The sequence below is a fragment of the Streptococcus mitis genome, assembly GCF_022137125.1.
Classification (GTDB): Bacteria; Bacillota; Bacilli; order Lactobacillales; family Streptococcaceae; genus Streptococcus; species Streptococcus mitis_CE.
Genome location: NZ_JAKNEQ010000003.1, coordinates 130,154 through 154,183, shown reverse-complemented (window position 1 = coordinate 154,183; position 24,030 = coordinate 130,154). Strand labels below are relative to the sequence as shown.

At 39.1% G+C, this 24,030-nt stretch carries 19 protein-coding genes; 18 read left to right on the top strand and 1 reads right to left on the bottom strand.

What is annotated here, in order from left to right:
* The first annotated feature begins 91 nt into the window (after positions 1-91).
* The 3 genes from L0P31_RS04425 to pyk all read left to right on the top strand — a co-directional run bounded on the left by L0P31_RS04425 (position 92) and on the right by pyk (position 5,846).
* Positions 92-3,193, top strand: a complete 3,102-nt coding sequence (locus tag L0P31_RS04425; protein WP_238095944.1) for a DNA polymerase III subunit alpha — start codon at positions 92-94, stop codon at positions 3,191-3,193.
* An 81-nt stretch (positions 3,194-3,274) separates the two neighbouring features.
* Complete coding sequence (gene pfkA / locus L0P31_RS04420) at positions 3,275-4,282, top strand: 6-phosphofructokinase (protein WP_000820863.1); 1,008 nt, start codon at positions 3,275-3,277, stop codon at positions 4,280-4,282.
* 58 nt (positions 4,283-4,340) lie between these two features.
* On the top strand, positions 4,341-5,846 hold the full coding sequence (gene pyk / locus L0P31_RS04415; protein ID WP_020902894.1) for a pyruvate kinase: 1,506 nt from the start codon (positions 4,341-4,343) through the stop codon (positions 5,844-5,846).
* A 316-nt stretch (positions 5,847-6,162) separates the two neighbouring features.
* Here pyk and L0P31_RS04410 read toward each other — a convergent pair whose 3' ends face one another.
* Positions 6,163-7,149 carry an L-lactate dehydrogenase gene (locus L0P31_RS04410; RefSeq protein ID WP_000204729.1) on the bottom strand — a complete coding sequence of 329 codons (987 nt, stop codon included), beginning with the start codon at positions 7,147-7,149 and terminating at the stop codon, positions 6,163-6,165.
* 194 nt (positions 7,150-7,343) lie between these two features.
* Here L0P31_RS04410 and gyrA point away from each other — a divergent pair, with 194 nt between their 5' ends.
* The 15 genes from gyrA (at position 7,344) to L0P31_RS04335 (ending at position 24,025) form a co-directional block, all read left to right on the top strand.
* Positions 7,344-9,812 (top strand): DNA gyrase subunit A, encoded by a 2,469-nt coding sequence (gene gyrA, locus L0P31_RS04405; RefSeq protein WP_238095942.1) that lies wholly within the window; start codon positions 7,344-7,346, stop codon positions 9,810-9,812.
* Complete coding sequence (locus L0P31_RS04400; RefSeq protein ID WP_238095940.1) at positions 9,812-10,564, top strand: class A sortase; 753 nt, start codon at positions 9,812-9,814, stop codon at positions 10,562-10,564. The genes gyrA and L0P31_RS04400 overlap by 1 nt, the downstream gene beginning before the upstream one ends.
* Positions 10,565-10,708: 144 nt before the next feature.
* Positions 10,709-11,506 carry a formate/nitrite transporter family protein gene (locus L0P31_RS04395; RefSeq protein ID WP_049499380.1) on the top strand — a complete coding sequence of 266 codons (798 nt, stop codon included), beginning with the start codon at positions 10,709-10,711 and terminating at the stop codon, positions 11,504-11,506.
* Positions 11,507-11,653: 147 nt separating this feature from the next.
* The gene (locus L0P31_RS04390) at positions 11,654-12,934 is read left to right on the top strand and encodes an O-acetylhomoserine aminocarboxypropyltransferase/cysteine synthase family protein (RefSeq protein WP_033685006.1); all 1,281 of its coding nucleotides are present in this window, start codon (positions 11,654-11,656) and stop codon (positions 12,932-12,934) included.
* A gap of 95 nt (positions 12,935-13,029) precedes the next feature.
* Positions 13,030-14,304: a DUF2130 domain-containing protein gene (locus L0P31_RS04385; protein ID WP_238095939.1), complete on the top strand. Its 1,275-nt coding sequence runs from the start codon at positions 13,030-13,032 to the stop codon at positions 14,302-14,304.
* A 9-nt stretch (positions 14,305-14,313) separates the two neighbouring features.
* Complete coding sequence (locus L0P31_RS04380; protein ID WP_238095937.1) at positions 14,314-14,757, top strand: GNAT family N-acetyltransferase; 444 nt, start codon at positions 14,314-14,316, stop codon at positions 14,755-14,757.
* A 156-nt stretch (positions 14,758-14,913) separates the two neighbouring features.
* Positions 14,914-15,792, top strand: a complete 879-nt coding sequence (truB, locus tag L0P31_RS04375) for a tRNA pseudouridine(55) synthase TruB (protein ID WP_023947186.1) — start codon at positions 14,914-14,916, stop codon at positions 15,790-15,792.
* Positions 15,793-15,961: 169 nt separating this feature from the next.
* Entirely contained in the window at positions 15,962-18,100 is a 2,139-nt protein-coding gene (locus tag L0P31_RS04370) for an AAA family ATPase (protein ID WP_023942606.1), read from the top strand.
* A 125-nt stretch (positions 18,101-18,225) separates the two neighbouring features.
* Positions 18,226-19,290 (top strand): HNH endonuclease, encoded by a 1,065-nt coding sequence (locus L0P31_RS04365; RefSeq protein ID WP_031227657.1) that lies wholly within the window; start codon positions 18,226-18,228, stop codon positions 19,288-19,290.
* 335 nt (positions 19,291-19,625) lie between these two features.
* Positions 19,626-20,264, top strand: a complete 639-nt coding sequence (udk, locus tag L0P31_RS04360; protein WP_001181376.1) for a uridine kinase — start codon at positions 19,626-19,628, stop codon at positions 20,262-20,264.
* A 126-nt stretch (positions 20,265-20,390) separates the two neighbouring features.
* On the top strand, positions 20,391-21,731 hold the full coding sequence (xseA, locus tag L0P31_RS04355) for an exodeoxyribonuclease VII large subunit (RefSeq protein WP_173303030.1): 1,341 nt from the start codon (positions 20,391-20,393) through the stop codon (positions 21,729-21,731).
* On the top strand, positions 21,709-21,921 hold the full coding sequence (locus tag L0P31_RS04350) for an exodeoxyribonuclease VII small subunit (protein ID WP_000043226.1): 213 nt from the start codon (positions 21,709-21,711) through the stop codon (positions 21,919-21,921). The genes xseA and L0P31_RS04350 overlap by 23 nt, the downstream gene beginning before the upstream one ends.
* Positions 21,918-22,793, top strand: a complete 876-nt coding sequence (locus tag L0P31_RS04345; protein ID WP_049502526.1) for a polyprenyl synthetase family protein — start codon at positions 21,918-21,920, stop codon at positions 22,791-22,793. The genes L0P31_RS04350 and L0P31_RS04345 overlap by 4 nt, the downstream gene beginning before the upstream one ends.
* Positions 22,786-23,601: a TlyA family RNA methyltransferase gene (locus L0P31_RS04340; RefSeq protein ID WP_238095935.1), complete on the top strand. Its 816-nt coding sequence runs from the start codon at positions 22,786-22,788 to the stop codon at positions 23,599-23,601. The genes L0P31_RS04345 and L0P31_RS04340 overlap by 8 nt, the downstream gene beginning before the upstream one ends.
* Positions 23,594-24,025 carry an arginine repressor gene (locus L0P31_RS04335; protein WP_001034401.1) on the top strand — a complete coding sequence of 144 codons (432 nt, stop codon included), beginning with the start codon at positions 23,594-23,596 and terminating at the stop codon, positions 24,023-24,025. The genes L0P31_RS04340 and L0P31_RS04335 overlap by 8 nt, the downstream gene beginning before the upstream one ends.
* Positions 24,026-24,030 lie beyond the last annotated feature (5 nt).

Genomic DNA, 24,030 nt, shown 5'->3' with positions numbered 1-24,030 from the left:
GAAAGAACTTGAGATTTACTATCTCAGGTTCTTTTCTTTCTCTTTTTGAAAATGGTATAATATAGTGAGAACGATAGAGGAGAAGTGTAAATTGATCGCACAACTAGATACAAAAACAGTCTATAGTTTTATGGAGAGTGTCATTTCAATCGACAAGTATGTGAGAGCAGCTAAAGAATTCGGCTACACTCATCTGGCTATGATGGATATTGACAATCTTTATGGGGCTTTCGACTTTCTAGAGGTTACAAAAAAATACGGCATTCATCCTTTGTTAGGGCTTGAAATGAATGTGATTGTAGATGATAAGGATGTGAATCTGCGCTTTTTAGCTTTATCTAGTGTGGGCTATCAGCAGTTGATGAAACTTTCAACAGCAAAGATGCAGGGGGAGAAAAGTTGGTCAGTTCTATCTCAGTATCTAGAGGATATTGCGGTAATTGTGCCTTATTTTGAAGAACTTGAGTTGTTAAATCTAGGCTGTGATTACTATATAGGGGTTTACCCAGAAACACTGGCCAGCGAATTTCACCATCCTATTTTGCCATTGTATCGGGTCAATACATTTGAAAGTAAGGATAGAGAAGTTCTTCAAGTATTAACAGCGATTAAAGAAAATCTACCACTCAGAGAAGTTCCCTTGCGTTCGAGACAAGATGTTTTTATATCAGCAAGTTCTTTAGAGAAACTATTCCAAGAACGTTTTCCTCAAGCCTTGGAAAACTTAGAAAAGCTGATTTCAGGTATTTCTTATGACTTGGATACTAGTCTAAAATTGCCTCGTTTTAACCCAGCTAGACCAGCAGTAGAAGAGTTGAGAGAACGCGCTGAGCTTGGGCTTGCTCAGAAGGGGTTGACTAGTAAAGAATATCAAGAACGACTAGACCAAGAATTGGCTGTTATTCATGATATGGGCTTTGATGATTATTTCTTGGTCGTCTGGGATTTGCTGCGTTTTGGACGTTCGAATGGCTATTATATGGGAATGGGACGAGGTTCCGCAGTTGGTAGCTTGGTTTCCTATGCTTTAGACATTACAGGGATTGACCCAGTAGAGAAAAATCTGATTTTTGAACGTTTCCTCAATCGTGAACGCTATACCATGCCTGATATTGATATTGATATTCCAGATATTTATCGTCCAGATTTTATCAGATATGTTGGTAATAAATATGGTAGTAAACATGCGGCTCAAATCGTTACTTTTTCAACCTTTGGTGCCAAACAAGCTTTGCGAGATGTCTTGAAACGCTTTGGTGTGCCAGAGTATGAATTATCTGCAATTACCAAGAAAATCAGTTTTCGTGATAATCTCGAGTCGGCCTATGAGGGGAATCTCCAGTTTCGTCAGCAAATCAATAGTAAGTTAGAATACCAAAAAGCCTTTGAAATTGCCTGCAAGATTGAGGGCTATCCAAGACAAACCTCTGTCCATGCGGCTGGTGTTGTAATCAGTGACCAAGATTTGACAGACTATATCCCACTAAAGCACGGTGACGAAATTCCACTGACCCAGTATGATGCTCATGGAGTTGAATCTAGCGGGCTATTGAAAATGGACTTTTTGGGATTACGAAATTTGACCTTTGTCCAGAAGATGCAAGAATTGCTTGCTGAATCAGAAGGTATTCACTTGAAAATTGAAGAAATCGATTTAGAAGACAACGACACCCTAGCTTTGTTTGCGTCTGGTAATACAAAAGGTATCTTTCAATTTGAGCAACCTGGTGCTATTCGCCTGCTCAAACGTGTGCAACCAGTCTGTTTTGAAGATGTTGTAGCAACTACTTCCCTAAATCGACCAGGTGCTAGTGATTATATCAATAATTTTGTAGCTAGAAAACATGGGCAGGAAGAAGTGACTGTTCTAGATTCAGCTCTGGAGGATATTTTGGCTCCAACCTATGGCATTATGCTCTATCAGGAGCAGGTTATGCAGGTTGCTCAGCGATTTGCTGGATTTAGTCTTGGTAAGGCCGATATTTTGCGTCGAGCTATGGGGAAAAAGGATGCCTCTGCCATGCATGAGATGAGGGCTTCCTTTATTCAAGGCTCCATAGAAGCTGGTCATACTGCGGAAAAAGCAGAGCAGGTCTTTGATGTCATGGAGAAGTTTGCAGGTTATGGATTTAATAGATCTCACGCCTATGCCTACTCAGCCTTGGCCTTCCAGTTGGCTTATTTCAAAACACATTATCCAGCCATTTTTTATCAGGTCATGTTAAATTCTGCCAACAGTGATTATGTAACAGATGCCTTAGAAGCAGGTTTTGAAGTAGCCCCATTGTCCATTAATACTATTCCCTATCACGATAAAATTGCCAACAAGTCTATCTATCTAGGTTTGAAATCGATTAAGGGGCTCAGCAAGGATTTGGCGCTTTGGATTATTGAACATAGACCTTATTCTAATATTGAAGATTTTTTAGCTAAACTACCTGAGAATTATTTGAAACTTCCCTTGCTGGAACCTTTGGTAAAAGTTGGTCTTTTCGATTCATTTGAAAAAAATCGTCAAAAAGTATTCAATAATTTAGCTAATCTATTTGAATTTGTGAAAGTATTAGGAAGCTTATTTGGAGAGACCATCTATAGTTGGCAAGATTCGGAGGACTGGACGGAGCAAGAAAAATTCTACATGGAACAAGAGCTCCTAGGAGTAGGCGTCAGCAAACATCCTCTACAAGCTATTGCAAGTAAGGCTATTTATCCGATTACTCCTATTAGTAGTTTGTCAGAAAATAGCTATGCTATTATCTTGGTTGAAGTTCAGAAGATAAAAGTAATTCGTACAAAAAAGGGTGAAAATATGGCTTTCTTACAGGTGGATGACAGTAAGAAAAAATTGGATGTTACCCTCTTTTCAGATTTATATCGACAGGTTGGTCAGGAAGTAAGAGAAGGAGCCTTCTACTATATAAAAGGAAAAATTCAGTCACGTGACGGTCGTCTGCAAATGATTGCACAAGAAATAAGAGAAGCAGTGGCTGAGCGCTTTTGGATTCAGGTAAAAAATTATGACTCGGATCAAGAAATGTCACGTATTTTAGACCAGTATAAAGGCCCAATCCCAGTCATTATCAGGTATGAAGAGGAACAGAGAACAATTGTTTCTCCCCATCATTTTGTAGCTAAATCTGATGAATTAGAAGCGAAATTGAATGGAATCGTTATGAAAACGATTTATCGCTAAAATTACGGAAAATAGAAGAATTTTCAACGTAAATGTGGTATAATCAGTAAGAATGTTAAAAGAAAAAGGAGCATAACCAATATGAAACGTATTGCTGTTTTGACTAGTGGTGGAGACGCCCCTGGTATGAACGCTGCCATCCGTGCAGTTGTTCGTCAAGCAATTTCAGAAGGAATGGAAGTGTTTGGTATCTATGACGGATATGCTGGTATGGTTGCCGGTGAAATTCATCCCCTAGATGCAGCTTCAGTAGGAGACATCATTTCTCGTGGTGGTACTTTCCTTCACTCAGCTCGCTACCCAGAGTTCGCTCAACTTGAAGGGCAACTTAAAGGGATTGAGCAATTGAAAAAACACGGGATTGAAGGTGTAGTTGTTATCGGTGGTGACGGATCTTACCACGGTGCTATGCGTTTGACTGAGCATGGCTTCCCAGCTATCGGTCTTCCAGGTACAATCGATAACGATATCGTTGGTACTGACTTCACAATCGGTTTTGACACAGCGGTTACGACTGCTATGGATGCTATCGATAAGATTCGTGATACGTCATCAAGTCACCGTCGTACTTTTGTTATCGAAGTTATGGGACGTAACGCAGGTGATATCGCTCTTTGGGCAGGTATCGCAACTGGTGCTGATGAAATCATCATTCCTGAAGAAGGCTTCAAGATTGAAGATATCGTAGAAAGCATTAAATGTGGTTATGAGTGTGGTAAAAAACACAACATCATCGTCTTGGCAGAAGGTGTTATGTCAGCAGCTGAATTTGGTCAAAAACTAAAAGAAGCTGGGGATACAAGCGACCTTCGTGTGACAGAACTTGGACATATTCAACGTGGTGGTTCTCCAACTGCGCGTGACCGTGTTTTGGCGTCACGTATGGGTGCCCATGCTGTTAAACTTCTTAAAGAAGGTATCGGTGGTGTTGCGGTTGGTATCCGTAACGAGAAAATGGTTGAAAATCCAATTCTTGGAACTGCAGAAGAAGGAGCATTGTTTAGCCTTACTGCAGATGGTAAGATTGTGGTTAACAACCCACACAAGGCTGACCTTGAGCTATCTAGCTTGAATAAGAGCTTGTCATAATTTATAATTTAGTTAATAAGACCAAAAAGGTCATATATATAAAGGAGTCACAAAAATCATGAATAAACGTGTAAAAATCGTTGCAACTTTGGGACCTGCGGTAGAAATCCGTGGTGGTAAAAAATTTGGTGATGACGGATACTGGGGTGAAAAACTTGATGTTGAAGCTTCAGCTAAAAACATTGCCAAATTGATTGAAGCTGGTGCTAACACATTCCGTTTCAACTTCTCACACGGTGACCACCAAGAACAAGGTGAGCGTATGGCAACTGTTAAACTTGCAGAAAAACTTGCAGGTAAAAAAGTTGGTTTCCTTCTTGATACAAAAGGACCAGAAATCCGTACAGAATTGTTCGAAGGTGAAGCTAAAGAGTATTCATACAAAACTGGTGAGAAAATCCGTGTTGCAACTAAACAAGGAATCAAATCAACTCGTGATGTGATTGCATTGAACGTTGCTGGTGCTCTTGATATCTATGATGATGTTGAAGTTGGTCGTCAAGTTTTGGTTGACGATGGTAAACTTGGTCTTCGTGTGGTTGCTAAAGATGATGCAACTCGTGAATTTGAAGTTGAAGTTGAAAACGATGGCGTAATTGCTAAACAAAAAGGTGTTAACATCCCTAACACTAAAATTCCTTTCCCAGCTCTTGCTGATCGTGATAACGATGATATCCGCTTCGGTCTTGAACAAGGTATCAACTTCATCGCGATTTCATTCGTACGTACTGCTAAAGACGTTAACGAAGTTCGTGCAATCTGTGAAGAAACTGGAAATGGACATGTTCAATTGTTCGCTAAAATCGAAAACCAACAAGGTATCGATAACTTGGATGAAATCATCGAAGCTGCTGATGGTATCATGATTGCTCGTGGTGACATGGGTATCGAAGTACCATTCGAAATGGTTCCAGTTTACCAAAAAATGATCATCACTAAAGTCAATGCTGCAGGTAAAGTTGTTATCACTGCAACAAACATGCTTGAAACAATGACTGAAAAACCACGTGCAACTCGTTCAGAAGTATCAGACGTATTTAACGCTGTTATCGATGGAACTGACGCAACAATGCTTTCAGGTGAGTCTGCAAATGGTAAATACCCACTTGAGTCAGTAACTACAATGGCTACAATCGACAAGAACGCTCAAACTCTTCTTAACGAATACGGTCGTTTGAACTCAGATTCATTTGAACGTAACTCTAAGACAGAAGTAATGGCTTCAGCTGTTAAAGATGCTACTAACTCAATGGATATCAAATTGGTTGTAACTCTTACTAAGACAGGTCACACTGCACGTTTGATCTCTAAATACCGTCCAAATGCTGACATCTTGGCATTGACATTCGACGAATTGACAGAACGTGGATTGATGTTGAACTGGGGTGTTATCCCAATGTTGACAGATGCTCCATCATCAACTGACGATATGTTCGAAATCGCTGAACGTAAAGCAGTTGAAGCAGGACTTGTACAATCTGGTGACGATATCGTTATCGTAGCTGGTGTACCAGTTGGAGAAGCTGTTCGTACAAACACAATGCGTATCCGTACAGTACGTTAATCTAACATTAAAAAGCCTATCATATCAAGCTTTCTAGCCTGTATGATGGGCTCTTTTTTGTCTATGGAGCACAAATGGGGCAAAACTTTTTACTTTCGATTTAATGCGACGGTATCAAGTTCGTCAAATACTGCTTGCTACAGACTTTTTGTAACGTGAGGATAGATCTAATTGGTAGTTTTCGGATTTATGCCCAAACTGTGACACGATAGCTTTTAAAGTTATGTTGTTTTTTACGTATACTTCATAAAATGTTTAGTTCAAATACAGATAAAAAATAACTCCCTGATGACTCAAGGAGTTATTACTATCTAAATTAGTTTTTAGAAGCAGCTTGGAATTCTGGGTTTTTCCATGCTTCGTCAATAATAGCTTGTAATTCATTTGCAGATGCTTGCATTTTTTGAGTTTCTGCGTCGTTCAATGGGATATTTACTGGACGAACAATACCATGTGCACCAACAACAGCTGGTTGACCGATAAAGACGTTTTTAACTCCGTATTGACCTTCTTGGAATACTGAAAGTGGAAGTACTGCGTTTTCATCGTCAAGGATTGCTTTAGTAATACGAGCAAGGGCTACTGCGATACCGTAGTATGTTGCACCTTTTTTGTTGATGATTGTGTAAGCTGCGTCACGAACACCTTCGAACAATTCAATCAATTCAGCTTCTTGAACATTTTGAGTGTCTTTAAGGAATTCTTCAAGGTTTACACCAGCGATGTTAGCATGTGACCAAACAGCGAACTCAGAGTCACCGTGTTCACCCATGATGTAGGCGTGCACTGAACGAGCATCAACATCCAATTTTTCAGCAAGTGCTTGACGGAAACGAGCTGAGTCAAGTGAAGTACCTGAACCGATAACGCGTTCTTTAGGGAATCCAGAGAATTTCCAAGTTGAGTAAGTCAAGACGTCAACTGGGTTAGCAGCAACAAGGAAGATACCTTTGAAACCTGATTCAACAACTTGAGTTACAATTGATTTGTTGATAGCAAGGTTTTTACCTACAAGGTCAAGACGAGTTTCACCTGGTTTTTGAGGCGCACCTGCAGTGATTACAACAAGGTCAGCGTCTGCACAGTCAGAGTATTGAGCTGCATAGATTTTTTTAGGTGAAGTGAAGGCAAGGGCGTGACTAAGGTCAAGCGCATCACCAACAGCTTTTTCATGCAATTGTGGAATTTCGATAATTCCAAGCTCTTGTGCAATTCCTTGGTTAACAAGTGCAAAAGCGTAAGAAGAACCTACAGCACCATCACCGACAAGGATAACTTTTTTGTGTTGTTTAGTTGAAGTCATTATTCTAAACATCTCCTTAATTTTATTCAGGGGTTTCCCCAGTTATTTCAATTTTATCACTTTTAAAAAGCTTTGTCACGGATATGCCTTGCAGTTCTTGATGTAAACGTTTTAGTGGTTTTAGATATCTGAAATATAGCGGACATTATGGTATAATATAGTTAATTACTAATAGTGAAATGAGGCATTTATTAATGCAGGATAGAAATTTAGTGAATGTCAATCTGACAAAGGAGATGAAGACGAGCTTTATTGACTACGCTATGAGTGTTATCGTAGCGCGGGCTCTTCCTGATGTTCGAGATGGCTTGAAACCTGTTCACCGTCGGATTCTCTACGGAATGAATGAATTGGGAGTTACTCCAGACAAACCACATAAAAAATCTGCTCGTATTACAGGGGATGTCATGGGTAAATATCACCCACACGGGGATTCCTCTATCTATGAAGCCATGGTCCGTATGGCTCAATGGTGGAGTTACCGTTACATGCTTGTAGATGGTCATGGGAACTTTGGTTCCATGGATGGTGATGGTGCTGCCGCCCAGCGTTATACTGAGGCACGTATGAGCAAGATTGCTCTAGAGATGCTTCGTGATATCAATAAAAATACTGTTGACTTCGTTGATAACTATGATGCCAATGAACGTGAACCCTTGGTCTTGCCAGCACGCTTTCCTAACCTTTTGGTTAATGGAGCAACTGGTATTGCGGTTGGGATGGCAACCAATATTCCACCTCATAATCTGTGTGAAACCATTGATGCAGTGAAGTTAGTTATGGACAATCCTGAAGTGACTACTAAGGACTTGATGGAAGTCTTGCCAGGGCCAGATTTTCCAACTGGTGCTCTTGTTATGGGGAAATCCGGTATTCATAAGGCTTATGAAACAGGTAAAGGATCGATTGTCCTCCGTTCACGTACTGAAATTGAAGAAACTAAAACTGGCCGTGAGCGTATTGTTGTAACAGAATTTCCTTATATGGTCAATAAAACAAAGGTGCATGAGCATATTGTTCGTTTGGTTCAGGAAAAACGCATTGAGGGTATCACAGCAGTACGTGATGAGTCAAACCGTGAAGGTGTTCGATTTGTTATTGAAGTAAAGCGCGATGCCTCAGCCAATGTTATCCTCAACAATCTCTTCAAGATGACCCAGATGCAAACCAACTTTGGTTTCAATATGCTTGCTATCCAAAATGGGGTGCCGAAGATTTTATCCCTTCGTCAGATTTTGGATGCTTATATCGAGCACCAAAAAGAAGTGGTTGTTCGTCGTACTCGTTTTGATAAGGAAAAAGCAGAAGCGCGTGCTCATATCTTAGAAGGTCTCTTGATTGCGCTAGATCATATCGATGAAGTGATTCGTATCATCCGTGCTAGTGAAACGGATGCTGAAGCACAAGCTGAGTTGATGAGTAAGTTTAAGCTTTCTGAACGTCAAAGTCAAGCCATTCTTGATATGCGTCTTCGTCGTTTGACAGGTTTGGAACGCGATAAGATTCAGTCTGAGTATGATGACCTCTTGGCTCTGATTGCGGATTTGGCAGATATTCTTGCTAAGCCAGAGCGTGTTTCTCAAATCATCAAAGATGAATTAGATGAAGTCAAGCGTAAGTTTGGCGATCAACGTCGTACGGAATTGATGGTCGGTGAAGTCTTAAGTCTCGAAGATGAAGACTTGATTGAAGAATCAGATGTCTTGATTACACTGTCAAACAAAGGCTACATCAAACGTCTGGACCAAGCTGAATTTACGGCTCAAAAACGTGGTGGTCGTGGTGTCCAAGGAACCGGCGTTAAGGATGATGATTTTGTTCGTGAGTTAGTGTCAACTAGCACCCATGATCACCTACTCTTCTTTACAAATAAAGGACGTGTCTATCGCCTGAAAGGCTATGAAATTCCTGAGTATGGCCGTACAGCTAAGGGCTTGCCAATCGTCAATCTTTTGAAATTAGATGAAGGTGAAAGTATCCAGACTATCATCAATGTTGAGTCTGAACGTAGTGATGATGCTTATCTCTTCTTCACAACTCGTCATGGTATTGTGAAGCGAACCAGCGTTAAGGAATTCGCTAATATTCGTCAGAATGGTCTCAAGGCTTTGAACCTCAAGGATGAAGATGAGTTGATTAATGTCTTGTTGACGGAAGAAGATACGGATATTATCATTGGTACCAAGTTTGGTTATGCAGTTCGATTCAATCAATCAGCCGTTCGTGGTATGAGTCGTATCGCCACTGGTGTGAAAGGTGTTAACCTTCGTGATGGAGACACGGTTGTTGGTGCTAGTGTGATTACAGACCAGGATGAGGTTCTTATTATCACAGAAAAAGGATTTGGTAAGCGCACAGTTGCGACCGAATATCCAACTAAAGGTCGTGGTGGTAAAGGGATGCAAACCGCTAAAATTACGGAAAAGAATGGTTCCCTTGCTGGTCTTGTGACTGTTAAAGGCGATGAAGATTTGATGATTATCACTGATACGGGTGTCATGATTCGAACCAACGTTGCCAATATTTCACAAACAGGTCGCTCAACTATGGGAGTTAAGGTGATGCGCCTGGACCAAGATGCTAAAATTGTAACCTTTACGACGGTTGCAGCTGCAGAAAAAGAAGAAGTTGGGACAGAAAACGAAACAGAAGGTGAAGCATAATGTCTCATAAAAAGAATAAAAAGAACAAAAAGAAAACAAACCGTAAAAATTTACTAATCAATATCTTGGCAGGATTCTTAATCATCTTGTCAATAGCTTTGATTTTCAATTCAAAAATTCGTGATATGTTCATGGTTTGGAATACCAATAAATACCAAGTCAGCCAAGTATCAAAAGAAAAATTGGAAGAAAATCAAGATACAGAAGGCAATTTTGACTTTGACTCAGTAAAAGCCATCTCGTCGGAAGCTGTCTTATCCTCACAATGGGATTCGCAAAAATTGCCAGTTATCGGTGGAATCGCTGTTCCTGAAGTAGAAATTAACTTGCCTATTTTTAAGGGACTGGATAATGTTAATCTCTTCTATGGTGCGGGTACAATGAAGCGTGATCAAGTGATGGGGAAAGGAAACTATTCGCTTGCGAGCCATCACATCTTCACAGCGGAAAACGCCAGCCAAATGCTCTTTTCTCCATTATCACGCGCTAAAAATGGGATGAAAATTTACCTAACTGATAAGGATAAAGTTTATACCTATGAAATCCGTGAAGTGAAGCATGTGACTCCAGATCGAGTTGACGAGATTGATGACCGTACTGGTGTTAATGAAATCACACTTGTAACCTGCGTGGACTATGATGCGACAGAACGTATCATCGTCAAAGGTGACTTGAAAGATACAACAGACTATTCAAAAACACCTGAAGAAATTCTAACAGCTTTCAATCAACCATATAAACAGCGCTATTAAAGATAAAATCAGTAAAATCTTAGATTTTACTGATTTTTTTATAGATTGAATTTCAAAATAAACTGTTATGAAATACAGAAAACGCTTCCTAATATTGAAAGTTTGTGATATAATTATCAGGTAAAAAATTTTTAGGAGTTTATTATGGTTTCTTCAGAATTTATCTCAAAGATTGAATTTGCTTGCAAGAAGAAAGAAAGTCTTTATAGTCAAAGCAAATTTAAGTATGCGATTCGTTCTATGTTTGCAGGTGCATTTTTAACCTTCAGTACTGCTGCTGGTGCAGTTGGAGCTGACTTGATTAATAAAATTGCACCAGGTAGTGGACGTTTCCTCTTCCCATTTGTCTTTGCTTGGGGCTTGGCCTACATTGTTTTCTTGAATGCCGAGTTGGTAACATCAAACATGATGTTCTTGACTGCTGGTAGTTTCTTGAAAAAAATCTCTTGGAGAAAAACAGCTGAGATTTTACTTTACTGTACCTTGTTCAACCTTATCGGGGCTTTGATAGCAGGTTGGGGCTTTGCCCACTCAGCAGCCTATGCACATCTGACTCACGATAGTTTCATCTCAGGGGTTGTTGAGATGAAGTTAGGCCGTTCAAATGAATTAATCTTGCTTGAGGCGATTTTGGCAAATATTTTCGTAAATATTGCGATTCTTTCATTTGTTTTGGTCAAAGATGGTGGCGCCAAACTTTGGCTTGTGTTGTCGGCGATTTACATGTTTGTATTCTTAACAAACGAGCACATTGCTGCGAACTTTGCTTCTTTCGCGATTGTAAAATTCAGTGTTGCTGCGGATTCAATTGCTAACTTCGGTGTTGGAAATATGCTTCGCCACTGGGGGGTAACCTTCGTTGGAAACTTTATCGGAGGAGGCCTCTTGATGGGTCTTCCATATGCTTTCCTCAATAAAAATGAAGATACTTATGTAGATTAAGAAAATGAGCACGATTGATTCGTGCTTTTTTCATTTTTAAAATAAGGTAATAGCTGTTTCTTATATCAAAATATAGAAAGCTAATATTTGTAAACTATACCTTAAGGTGCTACAATATCCTTAATCAAACTATTTGGAGGTCGCCTTATGACTCGTGATTTTAAATTTGAAACTTTGCAACTGCATGCTGGTCAAGTTGTGGATCCAGCTACCAAGTCTCGTGCAGTGCCGATTTATCAAACAACATCTTTTGTTTTTGATGACACGCAGGAAGGTGCAGATTTGTTTGCCTTGAGAAAACCAGGGAACATTTATACTCGTATCACCAACCCTACAACAGCTGCCTTTGAAGAAAGAATTGCAGCTCTCGAAGGTGGTGTTGGAGCTCTTGCAACAGCATCAGGTATGGCCGCAGTGACTTATACGATTTTGGCTCTTGCTCATGCAGGTGACCATGTAGTTGCAGCATCAACTATTTATGGTGGAACCTTCAATCTTTTGAAAGAAACCCTTCCTCGTTATGGTATCACAACAACCTTTGTCGACGTGGATAATTTGGAGGAAGTGGAAGCAGCTATCAATGACAATACCAAGCTTGTTCTGATTGAAACCTTGGGTAACCCCTTGATTAATATTCCAGATTTGGAAAAATTGGCAGAGATTGCTCATAAGTACCAAATTCCACTTGTTTCGGATAATACCTTTGCCACACCTTACTTGATTAATGTCTTTTCTCACGGTGTAGATATTGCCATTCACTCTGCGACTAAGTTTATCGGTGGCCATGGTACGACTATTGGTGGAGTGATCGTTGATAGTGGTCGTTTTGACTGGGCGGCTTCAGGGAAATTCCCTCAATTTGTTGACGAGGATCCAAGCTATCACAACTTGAGCTATACTCGTGATGTGGGTGCAGCAGCCTTTATTATCGCTGTCCGTGTCCAATTGCTTCGTGATACAGGTGCAGCCTTGTCACCATTTAATGCCTTCCTCTTGCTTCAAGGACTGGAAACACTTTCTCTTCGTGTCGAACGTCATGTGCAAAATGCAGAGAAAATTGTTGATTTCCTTGTCAACCATCCTAAGGTAGAAAAAGTCAATTATCCAAAACTTGCAGATAGTCCTTACCATGCCTTGGCTGAGAAATACTTGCCTAAAGGTGTGGGCTCAATCTTTACCTTCCATGTCAAAGGTGGGGAGGCAGAAGCTCGCAAGGTAATTGATAGTTTGGAAATCTTCTCTGACCTTGCAAACGTAGCAGATGCTAAATCTCTTGTTGTCCATCCAGCTACAACAACTCACGGTCAATTGTCAGAAAAAGATCTAGAAGCAGCAGGTGTCACACCAAACCAAATTCGTTTGTCAATCGGTCTTGAAAATGTAGATGATTTGATTGAAGACTTGCGCTTGGCCTTGGAAAAAATTTAAAGAAAAAGAAGTTAAACAGTGGGTTTCGACTCACTGTTTTTGATTTTCCCTTAGGCATGATATAATGGTTACAGAAGTCTAGAAAGAGGAACGATATGAACGAAATCAAATGTCCCAACTGTGGGGAGGTCTTTACAGTAAATGAAAGTCAGTATGCCGAACTTCTGTCTCAAGTGAGAACAGCAGAGTTTGATAAGGAACTACATGATCGGATGAAGCAGGAACTGGCCTTGGCTGAGCAAAAGGCCATGAATGAACAACAGTCTAAACTAGCTCAAAAAGACCAAGAAATTGCGCAATTACAGAGTCAAATCCAAAACTTTGATACAGAAAAAGAATTGGCCAAGAAAGAGGTTGAACAGACAAGCCATCAGGCTTTATTGGCTAAGGACAAGGAAGTACAGGCCTTGGAAAATCAATTGGCGACCTTGCGTTTAGAGCATGAAAACCAACTGCAAAAGACCCTTTCTGACCTAGAAAAAGAACGGGATCAGGTTAAAAATCAGCTTCTTTTACAAGAAAAAGAAAACGAACTCTCTCTTGCTTCTGTTAAGCAAAACTACGAATCTCAACTCAAGGCAGCCAGTGAACAGGTCGAGTTCTATAAGAATTTCAAAGCCCAACAATCTACAAAAGCCATCGGTGAAAGTCTGGAACACTATGCAGAGAGTGAGTTTAACAAGGTCCGTAGTTTCGCCTTCCCAAATGCTTACTTTGAGAAGGATAACAAGGTCTCTGCGCGTGGTTCCAAAGGGGACTTTATCTTCCGCGAGTGTGATGAAAATGGAGTGGAAATCATTTCTATCATGTTTGAGATGAAAAATGAAGCGGACGGAACAGAGAAGAAGCATAAGAATGCGGACTTTTACAAGGAATTGGACAAGGACCGTCGTGAAAAGAACTGTGAATATGCAGTTTTGGTGACCATGCTTGAGGCTGATAACGACTACTTTAACACAGGTATTGTTGATGTCAGCCACGAATATGAAAAGATGTATGTGGTTCGTCCTCAATTCTTTATTCAGTTGATTGGGCTTTTGCGAAATGCGGCGCTTAATTCCCTAAAATACAAGCAGGAGTTGGCCTTGGTTCGTGAGCAAAATATTGATATTACACATTTTGAGGAAGACTTGGATGCCTTTAAGCTAGCTTTTGCCAAGAACTACAACTCTGCTTCGACTAACTTTGGCAAAGCTATCGATGAAATCGACAAGGCCATCAAACGCATGGAAGAGGTCAAGAAATTCCTAACCACATCCGAAAACCAACTCCGTCTAGCTAACAACAAATTGGAAGACGTATCCGTCAAAAAATTGACCCGTAAAAATCCAACCATGAAAGCGAAGTTTGAAGCGCTGAAGGGGGAGTAGGAGGATCCTATGCAGATACGAAAACCAACCATGAAAGATGCTGAAGCACTACTGTCTCTATACGAAGACTTGGGCTATCCAACGACCGCTTCTAAGCTGTCTCGACGTTTAGAAATGATTCTTTCTCAACCACATTATGGCTGTCTTCTAGCTGAAAGAAACGGAGAAATTTTAGGTTTCTTAGGTTATGCGAAGCTCTTCTTTTTTGAAGCAGATGGATCTTACTATCGTATTTTAGCTTTGTCAGTTGCAAAAGAAACAAGACGACAAGGAATTGCTAGTAGGCTAATCGATGAATTGAAAAAACAAGCGGTAAAAGAAGGAGTTGAGGCACTGGCTCTAAATAGTGGATTAACCGCTGAACGAAATGCTGCACATCAGTTTTATCAGGCTGTTGGATTTGAAAAAGTGACTGCAGGCTTTGCTCTGCATTTAAAAAGTCAACATGAATAAACATGATAAAATAGTAAGGGAAACGAAGTAATGTCTTCAACAAAAGGAAAAACCTTATATTTTAATAATAAGAGCATGGACTATGTGATCTTTGGACAAGTGAAGAAGTCTTTCGTCATCATAAAGAGAGTTTTAGTATTTTTAGAAAGTTAATGAATGAACGGTATTATCAACTTAAAAAAAGAAGCGGGCATGACCTCGCATGATGCGGTTTTTAAGCTGCGTAAGATTTTGGGAACCAAGAAGATTGGTCATGGTGGGACCTTGGATCCGGATGTGGTGGGTGTTTTGCCCATTGCGGTTGGCAAGGCGACACGCATGGTCGAGTTTATGCAGGACGAGGGCAAGGTCTATGAGGGGGAAATCACTCTGGGCTATTCCACGACGACTGAGGATGCCAGTGGGGAAGTGGTCGCAGAGACACCTGTTTTATCGCCATTGGATGAAAAGCTTGTTGATGAAGCAATCGCCAGTCTGACAGGACCTATTATTCAGATTCCGCCTATGTATTCGGCAGTCAAGGTCAATGGTCGCAAGCTCTATGAGTATGCGCGTGCTGGTCAGGAAGTGGAACGACCAGAACGTCAGGTGACTATTTATCAATTTGAGCGGACAAGTTCGATTTCTTATGAGGGTCATCTTGCACGCTTTACTTTTCGTGTGAAATGTAGCAAGGGAACCTATATCCGTACCTTGTCAGTTGATTTAGGAGAGAAGCTTGGTTACGCGGCTCATATGTCACGTCTGACTCGTACTAGTGCTGCTGGCTTACAATTAGAAGACTCTCTTACCTTGGAAGAAGTTGCTGACAAAGTAGAGGCTGGTCAACTGGACTTTCTCAATCCTCTAGAGATTGGGACAGGAGACCTCGTCAAAGTTTTACTAACTCCAGAACAGGCTGCAGAAGTACGTTTTGGTCGTTTTATCGAGCTAGAACAGTCGGATAAGGAATTGGCTGCTTTTGAAGGCGATAAATTGCTAGCCATTCTAGAAAAACGGGACAATCTCTACAAGCCAAGGAAGGTTTTTAGCTAGTCATTGCTGTCTTTTTAAGTCCTCATTAATAGATTTGGGTAAGTTATTACTAAGTATTAATATCAGTATCGAAGAGGGAAAAAGTTGAAAGCGAATACATCCAAAGCTAGGACATTGTGTTTTTATTTTGATATAATAACAGTAATAAACTGAAAGGAATTTCTTAAAAATGAGTGTAAGAGAAATTATTGAAAAAATTAGAAGTGATTACTCGGAGATTGATTGGGGAAAGAATAGAAAGAGCTTTTCTAGAAACAAGTATTTTCGGATATTGGTTCAATATGATTTTGAAGAGTTAAAATCTAAATTTTCAAAACAAACTAAAAAAAGATTTTTAATTATAAGTAACTTTTCTGATTCAACGATAGATTGGAAGTCTGATTTAAGAGATTATTTTGTTATCACAGAACTGACAGCTCCTCCAAAAACAGGAAATATTGAAATTACAAAAGATAATAAAATTGAAGAATTTGAAAACCATATTGGACAAAGTTACTTTACTATTGAACAAGACTTTTTTACATGCCATTTTATAAAAGTTGAAAAGAATAGTGAGAAATACTTAGAGACATTGCAGGGAATTATTTCGCTAAGTTTTGATGATTTTGTAGATCAGATATGCCTAGAACCTAATAAGTGGGACGATTATGGATATCAGATGATTTTAAATCTTACGATTTGGGAACAAACTTTTGAGCTACGAGTTAATCCAAATAATGACGTTACTAAGAATTATTTAAAAAGTGGCAAAGGAAAATATCCAAATGAGAATTTTTGTTCCTTGGGAGAAGGGGCGTACTATGAATTTTTAAAAAAATATCTTTCTTATGAAAGTCGTCAAAAATGGTATAATCGATCAAGAGATCTCGCATATAACATAAGTGTATTGGATACGTTTGCTAAAAAATACTTATTAGAGTCAGATTTAGAAGAGGGAACTCTTGCTTTTAATCCGCCAAATGGTAAGTTTCATAGTTTTTTGTATAATTCATTTTTAAGAACAACTACTATAAAAGAAATAAAGGAAGTATTTCATCCATTAACTGTTTTTGGATATACTGATTCTAAGGTATATTATTCGAAGGATGAAACATTAACTCACTCAAATATAAAGGAGGTAGTAGATGATAGGGTAGACTCTATAAACTATAGTTTTAAAGAAGATGGTGTAGATAAAGGGAAACTACATTTCATAAAAAATAGAATGTCAGAATTACCAATGAATGTTTTTGCAGTGGTTGGTGGAAATGGTAGTGGAAAATCCTATAAAATCAATCACATAATAAAGGAACATTTAGAAGGAGACAATAAGTTTTCGCAGATACTTCACTTTTCATTAAGCCCATTTGACAATATTATTCATTTTAATAGAGATGGCAAAAGTATAGAGGTTGCTGATAAAGAAAGAGATTCAGATGATGAAATTATTTATGAGAAAGTAGGATTTGTTTCCGTAAAACATCCTCCTATTCCAGAAGTAGTCAAGAAAGCAGAAGCGTCACTATTGACTGATGTTAAGATGTATCTACATGAGAAATCTAGAAAGTATCTTGATTCTGATAATAAACTAAAACAAGGATTTGAAGCAGAAATAAGCATTAAAGAAAGTTTTTCCTACTACATACAGAGTCTGTTATTTGACTTAGTTGCTTCTAATAAGAAATTAACTCAGTGGAAGTCAGCTATAGAGTTCTTTGAATTTGAAACTTGGGTAGAAGATATCAAAATTGCTTTTTTAGATAGAGATATAATAAAAGAAGATCTAGAAAAAATAGACAATTTAAGTTCAGGGCAAGCAACTATTCTTTTATATATTACGAAGCTTGTTTCAAGTATTAATCAAGGAAGTTTAGTAATTTTTGATGAACCAGAAACGTTCATGCATCCACCTATGGTTAAAGCATTCATTAGAGCTGTTTCAGAGATAGTGAACAATAATAAAGCTTTTTGTTTGATTGCTACACATTCTCCAGTAATCATTCAAGAAATTCCTCATTGTAATGTCTACAGGTTAGATTCTAATCACGAATTAAAAAATACTAATTACAAAACCTATGGTCAAAATTTAGATACTCTATACAAGAACATATATGGTTTGGCATTGCAACAAACAGGTTATAACAGTTTCTTTAATGACCTTAGATATGTTATTTTTGAAAAAATCAAAGAAACAAATCAAGAGGATTTAGAAGATGTTAACTTGTTATCAGATAAAGACATTCAATATCTAGGTGATGAAGCTTTTCTGAAGTATCTTGAAGTGAAAGAGGAGATAGAGAAAGCGGGTGAAGTCTTATCAAAAGAGTAGCTAAAGAATATCCATCTATAGAGGACGTTATAGTTGTATTACCAGATACTGTCGATAAGGATGAGCTTCGTAATTTTTTAACAGAATTAGATAAAGAATATGAAAGTAAAGCTAGTATAGGTTCATTGTATGAATTAGATGTTGATCTAATTCAATCACAGTGTGATATTGATTCAAAATGGTATGGTACGTATGTGCGACCATCCTCAAAAGGCCTATTTCAAAAATTCGCAGTTGTAAAAAATACCTATAATCAAGCAATTTGTCCTATTTGTGAAGGAGTGTTTTCAACTAAAGTAACACTCGAGCATATTATGCCTAAGAGTGAGAAAGAGGAAAATGATCAAAAACTTGGTGAACCTAGGCTTGCAATTTTACCAATTAATCTAGTCAAATGTTGTGGGGAGTGCAATACCTCTAAACATAGTAAAAGGTCTGTCACAAAGGAAGAAAGTGAAATTAATCCTTACTTTGAAGAGTTTGATATTGAGAATTATATTGAGGTAAACTTTAATGATACAGATGAGATTTTTCAACCAAATATTAAATTTTACTATCAAGATAATCCTATGGATAAACGTATTCAAAATTTCATTACTAACTATAATATTGAAAAAACATATAATCATAGAATAAAGTTAGAGTTTCAAAAAATTTTGACCATATTAGCAAATAATCCAATAACTTTAACAAAATCTATTTTGAAGTCATACATAGAACATCTATTAGATACATATAGTAAAAATAGTGAATTTGAAAAGATTGACGATGAGTATTGGTTTGATCAAAATTATTTTGGATTTCTAATATGTGAGCATTTAAATAGAAAAATAGAAAATGATATTTCTGTTATTTATAAATTAAACAAGGAGATAAACAAACGTCGTCAGCCTTTTCAATATATTGCTTTTTCAAATCAAGAATTTCAGAATGATATGAACGAAGTACAAACAATGAAAGATTTAGAAATGTTTGTTAAAAATAACAAAGAAGATCTTATTTTCTATTACCAACAGATAAAAAAACAAGGGCTTTCTATTGATTTTCCTGAATTATTTAAAGAAGATGAAGATAAAGATGATAGGTTAAGAAAAAAATGCTTAATAGAGGAAATTGTTAAGTACTATATAGAAAGTGGAAAAAGTTTTGAGCATTTCGGAGAAGATTGTGCTTCTATAATTGCTATTTAAGATGAAACTCAAAATAGTAGAAGAAAATGAAGTTAAGAATCATAAAAAATTGAAAGAGATGAATCAAAAATCAGTGGAGGGAACAGTAAAGCATGCATCAGCAATTTAATCTGAATCAAGAGATAGTCTTAGAAAACCGTATATAAAGATTATACGAAATTGGTTATAGATATCAAACCTTTTTACTTAAAAATTGCAAAGTCTTTTTGTTTCGTTAATCAAAGCAGATACCATGCTTTCTATTAAAATTTATTAGATGAGTGCCCCAAAATCAGACTATAAATTTTGCAAAAAATGTGATAGAATAGACGACGGATAAAAAAACGGAGGATAGCATGCAAAATAGACCAATCATTATCGGAGTGACAGGTGGTTCTGGTGGAGGTAAGACCAGTGTTTCAAGAGCCATTTTATCGCATTTTCCTGATGAAAAGATTTCCATGATTGAGCATGATTCATACTACAAGGATCAGTCTCATTTGACCTTTGAAGAGCGTGTCAAAACCAACTACGACCATCCTTTTGCCTTTGATACAGACTTGATGATCGAGCAGATTAAGGAATTGTTGGCAGGGCGTCCGGTGGACATTCCGACTTACGACTATACAGAGCATACACGAAGTAGCAAGACCTATCGTCAAGAACCTCAAGATGTCTTTATCGTTGAGGGGATTTTGGTCTTGGAGGATAAGCGCCTGCGTGATTTGATGGATATCAAGATTTTTGTGGATACGGATGATGATGTGCGCATTATTCGTCGTATTAAGCGTGATATGGAAGAGCGTGGCCGTAGTCTTGATAGTGTTATTGACCAGTATTTAGGCGTGGTTAAACCTATGTATCATCAGTTTATTGAACCAACCAAGCGTTATGCTGATATCGTCATTCCTGAGGGAGTCAGCAATACAGTTGCTATCGACCTGTTGACGACCAAGATTGCAAAGATTTTGGAAGAAGCTCGAAACAGCAAATAATCAGATGAGGAGGCTTGCCTCCTTTTTCTATTTTTCCTTCATAATGGTACATAAATGGAGATTTTTAGGCATATTTTTGGTATAATAATACCCATGAAAGAGCAAGAAAATGAATAGTAGGTGGAGATGGAAAAGTATTTATCGGTAACAACTTTGACCAAGTATCTGAAAATGAAATTCGATAAAGACCCTTATTTGGAACGGGTCTATTTAACTGGTCAAGTTTCCAACTTTCGTAAACGACCTACTCACCAATATTTCTCCCTAAAAGATGACCATGCAGTTATTCAAGCGACCATCTGGTCTGGTATTTATCAGAAATTGGGTTTCGACCTGGAAGAAGGGATGAAAATCAATGTGATTGGGCGTGTACAGGTCTACGAACCAAGTGGAAGCTACTCTATTATCATTGAAAAGGCAGAGCCTGATGGGGTAGGGGCGCTTGCGATTCAGTTTGAACAACTCAAGAAAAAATTGACAGAAGAAGGCCTGTTTCAAGAGAGGTTCAAGCAACCTCTGCCTCAATTTTCTAAGAGAATCGGTGTAGTAACCAGTCGCAGTGGAGCCGTTATTCGAGATATTATCACGACCGTCAGCAGGCGATTTCCAGGTGTTGACATCCTTCTTTATCCGACCAAGGTTCAAGGAGATGGAGCAGCAGAGGAAATAGCACGGAATATTGCGCGTGCTAATCAGCGTGACGATTTGGATTTGCTCATTATTGGTCGTGGTGGAGGTTCTATCGAGGATCTCTGGGCCTTTAACGAAGAAATTGTAGTACGAGCTATTTTTGAATCTCGTTTGCCAGTTATCTCTAGTGTGGGGCATGAGACGGATGTGACCTTGGCAGATTTTGTGGCAGATAGACGGGCTGCGACGCCAACGGCGGCAGCTGAACTAGCAACACCTGTGACCAAGTTGGATCTATTAGCTAATTTGCAAAATCAGGAAAAACGGATGGCAACAGCAGTCCGAAATGTCCTATCTAAGAAACAAGAATCTTTAAAAAAATGTAGTCAGTCAGTCATCTTTAGACAGCCAGAGCGCTTGTATGATGGCTATTTGCAACGCTTGGATCAACTGCAACTGCGATTAAAACAAAGTTTGCGAGCACGGATTTCTGATAACAAACAGCTAGTACAAGCAAGGACCCATCAACTAATCCAATTATCACCTGTTACCAAAATCCAACGTTATCAAGACCGACTTGGTCAGTTGGATAAGCTCTTACGTAGCCAAATGGCGCTGGTTTATGATGCCAAGGTTGCTGAAGTCAAGCGACTTTCAGAAGCCTTGTTGATGTTGGATACCAGTCGAATCGTGGCGCGTGGCTATGCTATTGTCAAAAAAGAAGAGTCCGTAGTTGATTCGGTTGAGAGTTTGAAGAAAAAAGACCAAGTGACGCTTTTGATGCGAGATGGTCAAGTAGAATTAGAGGTTAAAGATGTCAAAACAAAAGAAATTTGAGGAAAATCTAGCAGAACTGGAAACCATCGTCCAAAGTTTGGAAAATGGTGAAATTGCTCTGGAAGATGCGATTGCTGCCTTTCAAAAGGGCATGGTCTTGTCAAAAGAGCTCCAAGCGACGCTGGACAAGGCTGAAAAGACCTTGGTCAAGGTTATGCAAGAAGACGGAACAGAAAGTGATTTTGAATGAAGAAGCAAGAAAAATTAGCTCTTGTCGAGTCGGCCTTGGAAGACTTTTATGGAGACCAGCAGTTTGCCTCTAGTTTGCGAGAGTCTGTTCTCTATTCCATTCATGCTGGTGGCAAGCGTATTCGACCTTTTCTTCTGTTAGAAGTTCTGGAAGCCTTGCAGGTCGCTATTAAACCTGCTCACACGCAGGTGGCTGCGGCCTTGGAAATGATTCATACAGGGAGCTTGATTCATGATGATCTTCCAGCTATGGATGATGATGATTATCGCCGAGGGCGTTTGACCAATCACAAGAAATTTGGTGAAGCTATGGCCATTTTGGCAGGAGATGCTTTATTCCTAGATCCTTATGCCCTGATAGCGCAGGCAGATTTGCCAAGTCAGATTAAGGTGGACTTGATTGCCAACTTATCTCTTGCTTCAGGGAGTCTGGGTATGGTTGCAGGTCAGGTTTTGGACATGGAAGGTGAACACCAGCATTTGTCTTTGGAAGAACTCCAGACTATTCATGCTAATAAGACCGGAAAACTACTAGCCTATCCCTTCCAAGCTGCAGCCATTATAGCCGAATTGGCACCTGAAATGCAGGCAAAACTTAAAACTGTTGGGGAATTAATCGGACTTGCTTTTCAAGTTCGAGATGACGTACTGGATGTGACCGCTAGTTTTGAGGAAATCGGCAAGACGCCTCAAAAGGACCTACAGGCAGAAAAATCAACCTATCCAGCCTTGTTGGGCTTGGACGAGGCTATTGCCTTTTGTAACCAAACTCTGGATCAGGCTAATGCAAAATTAGAAGAAATTGCCCAGCAAGTTCCCTTTGAAACAGAATCGATTGTAAAAGTAGTAGAAAGTTTGAGAATCAATGGCTAAGGAAAGAGTGGATGTACTAGCTTATAAACAGGGCTTGTTTGAAACGCGAGAACAGGCAAAACGTGGTGTCATGGCTGGCCTAGTCGTAGCAGTCCTGAATGGAGAACGGTTTGACAAACCAGGAGAGAAAATCCCAGATGACACCGAGCTAAAACTCAAGGGTGAAAAACTCAAGTATGTTAGTCGTGGTGGCTTGAAACTGGAAAAGGCCTTGCAGGTCTTTGATTTGTCAGTAGAAGGGGCAACAACGATTGATATCGGTGCTTCTACTGGAGGTTTTACCGATGTCATGTTACAAAATGGTGCTGAGTTGGTCTTTGCAGTCGATGTCGGTACCAATCAATTGGCTTGGAAATTACGCCAAGACCCACGAGTTGTCAGCATGGAGCAGTTCAATTTCCGCTATGCAGAAAAGACTGATTTCGAAAAGGAACCGAACTTTGCCAGTATTGATGTGAGTTTCATTTCCCTCAGTCTGATTTTGCCGGCCTTGCACCGTGTGTTGGCTGATCAAGGTCAGGTTGTGGCTCTGGTTAAGCCTCAGTTTGAGGCAGGACGTGAGCAGATTGGGAAAAATGGAATCATTCGTGATGCCAAGGTCCATCAACATGTCCTTGAATCTGTCACAACCATGGCAGTAGAGGAAGGCTTTTCAGTCCTTGGTTTGGACTTTTCTCCCATCCAAGGTGGTCATGGAAATATTGAGTTTTTAGCGTATTTGAAAAAAGAAGAGTCAGCAAGCAATCAGGTTCTTGCTGAGATTGCAGAAGTAGTAGAGAGGGCGCATAGTCAATTTAAAAATGAATAAAAAAGAGAGACTTGAAAAAATTAGACGATTTGTGACAGATTATCAAATCGGTACGCAAGAAGAAATCGTAGAACATTTGAAAGAGGCAGGAATCACTGCCACTCAAGCAACAGTATCACGAGATATCAAAGAGTTAGGCATTGTCAAAATTCCTTTGAGAGACAACACCTATGTCTATGAATTGCCAAAATCAATCGTAAAAAGTTTGCAACTGGCTGAAGACAATATCGAATCGGCTGAATTGATGGACAAGATGATCAATCTCCAAGTTATTCCAGGAAATACAGCTTTTGTAAAAGCTCAGTTAACCGAGACTTTTGCGGACAAGATTTTTAGCTGTTTAGCTGATGATAGCTCGATTTTAGTCATTGCCAGAAGTGAAAGTCTAGCTGAGGAAATCTTTGAACAAGTAAAAAATTGGTAGGTCTA